Annotated in this window: 4 protein-coding genes; 2 read left to right on the top strand and 2 right to left on the bottom strand. The window is 71.9% G+C overall.

Annotated features, from left to right (window positions below):
- Positions 1–38 precede the first annotated feature (38 nt).
- Together H613_RS0122970 and H613_RS0122965 are read right to left on the bottom strand one after the other, a co-directional pair.
- Positions 39–632 (bottom strand): NADPH-dependent FMN reductase, encoded by a 594-nt coding sequence (locus H613_RS0122970; RefSeq protein WP_084546920.1) that lies wholly within the window; start codon positions 630–632, stop codon positions 39–41.
- Positions 633–872: 240 nt separating this feature from the next.
- The gene (locus tag H613_RS0122965) at positions 873–3,731 is read right to left on the bottom strand and encodes a helix-turn-helix transcriptional regulator (RefSeq protein ID WP_084546902.1); all 2,859 of its coding nucleotides are present in this window, start codon (positions 3,729–3,731) and stop codon (positions 873–875) included.
- 171 nt (positions 3,732–3,902) lie between these two features.
- Between H613_RS0122965 and H613_RS0122960 the strand changes: the two genes are divergently transcribed.
- Both H613_RS0122960 and H613_RS0122955 read left to right on the top strand, forming a co-directional pair.
- Positions 3,903–4,484, top strand: a complete 582-nt coding sequence (locus tag H613_RS0122960) for a hypothetical protein (protein ID WP_156926222.1) — start codon at positions 3,903–3,905, stop codon at positions 4,482–4,484.
- 493 nt (positions 4,485–4,977) lie between these two features.
- Positions 4,978–5,434 (top strand): transposase domain-containing protein (locus tag H613_RS0122955; protein ID WP_169732028.1); only part of this gene is annotated, 457 nt, incomplete at its 3' end.

The following is a 5,434-nucleotide window of genomic DNA, read 5'->3' as shown; positions in this document are numbered from 1 at the left end:
TCGGCACTCGGCACTCGGCACTCGGCACTCGGCGAAGGCTAGGCCGGGAGCGGCACTTGCTTGCGGGCGTTGACCAGGGCCCGGCCCCACCATTCGAGCTCGTCGAGGAAGCCCTTGGCGTGCGGCTCGGCGTCGCCGAAGCCGGTGAACTGGCCGTTCTCGTCGAACTTCTCCCAGTACATCGAGAACATCAGGGTGTGGCGGATGGTCGTGGCGCGCAGCTCGGGAAAGACCTGGCGCAGGTGCTCGGCGGCCCGCTGGCCCCCGGCACCGCCGCCGTAGGTGATCAGCCCGACCGGCTTGGCCGCCCATTCGGCCATGTAGTAGTCGATGGCGTGCTTGAGCGGGGCCGGGTAGGAGTGGTTGTACTCGGGAGTGACGATGACGAACGCGTCGGCGCGGTGGAGGCGCTCCCCGAGGCCGGCGACGGCGGCGCCGGGCTCGCCGGGGCGCGACCACAGGTCCAGTTCGGTCACGTGCTGCGGCAGCTCGGTGTCGAGCAGATCGATCAGGTCGACCTCGAAGCCGCCGTGCTGGGCGGCGGTCTCGGCGATCCACTTGGAGGGGATCGGGCCCCAGCGGCCTTCGCGGGTCGAACCGATGATGACGGCGAGCTTCAGCTTGTCGGACATGGTGTGGCTCATTTCCTTCTCGTTGCGGGAACGAGAACGAAGCTACGGACGGACCGACTTGGGCGGCATCCGTCGACCGACTGGCCGCCGACTGGTCCGCTCCGCGGCCGATCCCAGTCGCCACCGCCAGTCGTGGGCAGAGGCGACATCAGCCCGCACGCCCACGGGTTCGGACCACGCCGAACGGCACGTCCGCACCGCCGCGGTCAAGCGGTGCCGACGGTGATCGCGGAGAGGAGGTCAAAGGTCGAGCTTGGCCAGCTCGGTCCTCGACGAGACTCCCAGCTTCGGGTAGGCGTTGTACAGGTGGTAGCCCACCGTCCTCGGGCTCACGAAGAGCTGCTCGCCGATCTGGCGGTTCGTCAGGCCGTCCGCGGCCAGGCGCACCACTTGCAGTTCCTGCGGCGTGAGCTTCTCGGCCAGGTCCGGCTTCGCCTCGATCGCCGAGGAGTCGCCCGCCGCGCGCAGCTCCCCCTGGGCGCGTTCGGTCCACGGCACGGCGCCGAGGCGCTCGAACACCTCCGTGGCCTCCCTCAGGTGCGCCCTAGCCTCGTTGATGCGCCGCTCGCGGCGCAGCCACTCGCCGTAGGCCAGCTCGGTGCGGGCCCGCTCGAACGGGTCGACGTCGTCGGCGCGGTGCAACTCGACGGCCCGCGCGTAGTGCGCGCCCGCCTCGTCGTCCGGCTCCAGCATCGCCCGGCACCGCTCCACCAGGGCCTCCCAGTACGAGCGCCCCGTCGCGTCGGCCCAGTCGGCGAACCAGCCGAAGACCTCCTTGACCTCGCCGAGCCTCCCGCAGCGGAACGCCGCCTCCACCAGCGTCGGCACCTGCGTGAGGATCTCCATCGGCGTGGAGCCCTCGGCGATGCGGTGCATCCGGTCGAACGCCGCCTCGTGGCGGCCCAGGCCGAGGTCCAGCAGCCCCAGCGCGGTGTCGGCCGGGATCACCGAGTCCTCCGGCGCGTCCTCGATCGCGGCGGCCACCAGCTCGCGGCAGCGCCGCTCCTCGCCGCGGATCGCCGCGATCGGCAGCAGCACCCACACGCGGCCCTGCATCAGGGCCCGGCGGTCGTGCTGCTCGTGCGCGAGCTCGATCGCGCTCGTCGCCGCGGACTGCGCGTCCGCGTAGCGGCCGTAGTGGAGCTGCGTCTGCGCCTGCACGAGCAGCGCCTGGATCAACGGGCTCGTCGCGCCCGCCTCGCGGCAGTCGCGCACCTTCTCGCTCGCCGCGGCGTGCGCGGCCGGGACGTCCCCGGCCAGCAGCCGCCAGCGCGCGGCCAGCACCAGGTCGAAGCGCCGGAAGTCGTCATGGAGCGGCTGGTAGTAGTCGTACAGGCTCCGCAGCGCGTCCACCGCCTCGCCCGCGTTCACCCACGGGCGCCGGTTCAGCCCGGCGGCGGCGCGGGCCAGGCGCTTGGCCCAGGTGTTGTTCGAGCCGCCGAAGCGCGTCGCCAGTTCGTTCGCGTACTCCACTTTGCCGAAATCGCCGGTCTCCCAGGCGTTCCACACACCGCGCAGCAGCGGGTAGCCGGTGTTCTCGTGGCCGTTCACCGCGTAGTGCTCGGCCGAGGCCATCCACACCTCGAACGCGCCGGCGTCCCCCGCCCACGAGAGGATCGTGGCCCGGATGAGCGCGGTGCGCGCCAGCAGTTCGTGGTTCTCGGTGAGCCGCTCGGCCTTCTCGGCCAGCTCGACCGCCTTGTCCACCAGGCCGGCGACGTACGCGGTCTGCGAGGCCGCGACGAGCCTGCGGGCCCGCTCCTCGGACTCGGGCGTGAACGACGCGGCGCGCTCGAGGGCGACCATCTCCGCCACGCAGCCGCCGCGTTCGGCCTCATAGGACGCGATGGACTCGAGCGCGGCGGCGGCCTTCTCGTCCAGGCCGGTCGTCGCCGCCGCCAAGTGGCGGGCGTGGCGGATGTCGCCGTTGCCGAACGCCTCGGACAGCGCCCGGTGCGCGTCGATGCGGCGGGCCCTGGTCGCCGAGTGGTACGCGGCGGAGCGGATCAGCGGGTGCACGAACTCGATGCGGCCCAAGTGGTACCGCGCCAGATCGTCGATCTCCGCGGGTTCGAGGTCGCACAGGTTCGCGCCGAGCTTCTCGGCGGCCTCGGCGATCACGGCGGTCTCGCCGGTCTCCTCGGCGGCGGCCACCAGCAGCAGCGTCCGCGTCGACTCGGGGAGCGCGATGATGCGCTCGGTGAACGCCTGCCGGATTCGCGACGTCGTCGAGTAGCGGCTGTTGGAGGCCTCGGTCGTGCGCAGCGGGTCCTCGTGGTCGGCCACGGGGAGTTCGAGGAGCGCCAGAGGATTGCCCTCGGCGAGGCGGAGGATCCAGTCGCGGCTGGTGAACGGCACCGAGTCCGAGCGGGTGTCCAAGATCGCCTGGGACGCTTCGATGTCGAGCGGCCCGAGCGTGAGTTCGGGGATGCCGGGGGCGGGGAACTCGGGGGCGAAGCCGTCGCGCACGACCAGGACCATGCCGATCGACTCGGTCGTCATGCGCCTGGCGGCGAACAGCAGCGCGTCGGTGGAGTCGCGGTCGAGCCAGTGCGCGTCGTCGATCACGACGTACACCGGCCGATGCGCCGAGGCGTCCACCAGGAGGTTCAGGACCGCGAGGCCGACTTGGAGGCGCTGGGCGGCGCGGCTCGTGCCGTCGCCCATGCCCAGCGCGGTGCGCAGTGCCTCGGCCTGCGCTGCGGGCAGATTGTCGATGCGGTGCAGGAGCGGGTGCAGCAGCATCTGGAGGCCCGCGTACGACCAGGTGTGCTCGGCTTCGACGCCGAGGGTGCGCAGGACGGTGAAGCCCTCGGCGCGGGGGATGACGGCGTCGACGATCGCGGACTTGCCGATGCCCGGCTCGCCGCGCACCACCAGCGCGCCGCCGTGTCCGAGGCGCGCGCCGTCGAGCAGTGCCTGGATCGAGTCGAGTTCGGCGTCCCGGCCGTAGAGGACCGTACGAGAAGAATGCGACGGGGCTTCGCAATAGGTGGGGGCGGTGCCCTCGCCTACGATGCAGTCCACCGTCTCGTTCCGATGCTGGGCCCCGGTCTCGGGGCGGACGGTGGGCTTCACGGCGGCTCCAGTCCTCGGCATGGCAGGGGGACCCTTCCAGGGTAGCCACGCTGGCCGAACGCGCGCATCTGTCAAACGACTGGGGTGTACCGGGTCCGCGCCGACCGGGTCGGCAGACCGGGTCGAGCCCAGTCACCGGGACCAGTCGTTCGACCTACTTCCGCCCTCGCGCTCGCCCATAACGTCGACGGCATGGCTACTGAGACACCGACACGGCGGTCCACCGCCGCACTGCGGTGGGCGCCCGTGATCTCGGCGGCGTATGCGCAGGCCACCGCCTTCGCCTCCGCGGCCGTGCTCGCCTTCCTCGTCACCGACGTCGCCGCCGACTTCGCGGCGGCCAGTGCCGTCAGGCTCTGGCCGCTCGGGGCGCTCGCCCTCGGGCTGATCGCCGCCGCGAACGCCTCGCGGCGCGTCGGCGCGATCGGCCCGGCCCGCTACACGGGCTCGGCGGCGCTGGCGGGGCTCACCGTCTCGGCGTTCGCCGCCGCACTCGCGCCGAACTTCCCGTTCATGCTCGTCGCGGCATTCGCACTGGGAGTGTCGGGCGGGCTGGTCGTCACGATCGCCGGGCGCGTCGTCACCGCGGCCGAGGTCGGTGACGGGTCGGGATCGGTCGCGGTCTCGGCGGTGGCGGTGTTCGCGGGCATCCTCGGGGGCGTGGGGAGCCTGTTCGTCGTGCCGGCGCTGGGCTGGCGGGGCGCGATGGGGCTCGTCGTGGTGGCGGCGGTGCTGGCGACGTGGAAGTTCGCGGAGCACACGCCGCACGAATAGACGGCCGGGTATTCGGAGGTTTATCCGGCACGGGCGCGGCGCATATGAGTGCCGTGCCCCCAGCGGGGCCCGGGGGAGGTTCGAGACCCCCGGGCTCTCGCGTCGTCGGCGACGGTCGTGACCCGGACGGGCTCGGCGGCGTGGATTACAACTGAGGCGGTGTCGCCTTCGGCGCAGACTGCCTCGCCGACGACGAGTCGGGCCTCGGCGGTTCGCCGGGCAGCACTGTGCCGGAGTGGGCCTCAGCAGTGGACGCGGCAAGGGAGCCGGTGCGGCGTTAGGGCCAATGCCGTTCAGTTAGTGCGGTGGCTTGGGTGTCAAGCTTGGCTTTGACTGGTGGGCATGAGGGAAGGGGCTCTTGGTAGAACGGTTGTGTCGCAACACGTTCATCATTCCAAGGAGCCCCTTGTCCTCTCATACTGCCATAACCCGCATCATCGGTGCCGCTGGTGGCGCTTTCGCTCCGGGGCATCTGGGGGAGTTGACCCGGATCGTGCCCTTCGAGATGGTCGATGCCGTGCTCGCCGAGTGCGGGAAGACCCAGCATCGGACGCGGCTGATCCCGGCTCGGGTGACCGTCTATCTGCTGCTGGCTGGCGGGCTGTTCGCGCATCTGGGATGGGGCCTGGTGTGGGACAAGCTCACCGCGGGCCTGGGGCCGGGGCCGCGGCCGAGCGGATCGGCGCTGTATTACGCGCGCAAACGGCTCGGAACCGCGCCGCTGCGGGCCCTGTTCGGCCATCTGGCCGGGCCGGGCGCGGCGGCCGCGCGGTGGCGGGGCCTGCTGGTGTGCGCGATCGACGGCACCGGGATCGATGTTCCCGACACCGATGCCAACCGCGAACGGTTCGGGCTGCATTCAGGCGGCCATGCCCGGGCCGGATACCCACAGATCCGCCTGGTCGCTTTGGTCGCGGCCGGGACCCGCGCCCTGCTCGGAGCGGTCTGGG

It is taken from the genome of Glycomyces arizonensis DSM 44726, from assembly GCF_000482705.1.
GTDB classification, from domain to species: Bacteria; Actinomycetota; Actinomycetes; order Mycobacteriales; family Micromonosporaceae; genus Glycomyces; species Glycomyces arizonensis.
This window is presented reverse-complemented; position numbering and strand designations above follow the sequence as displayed.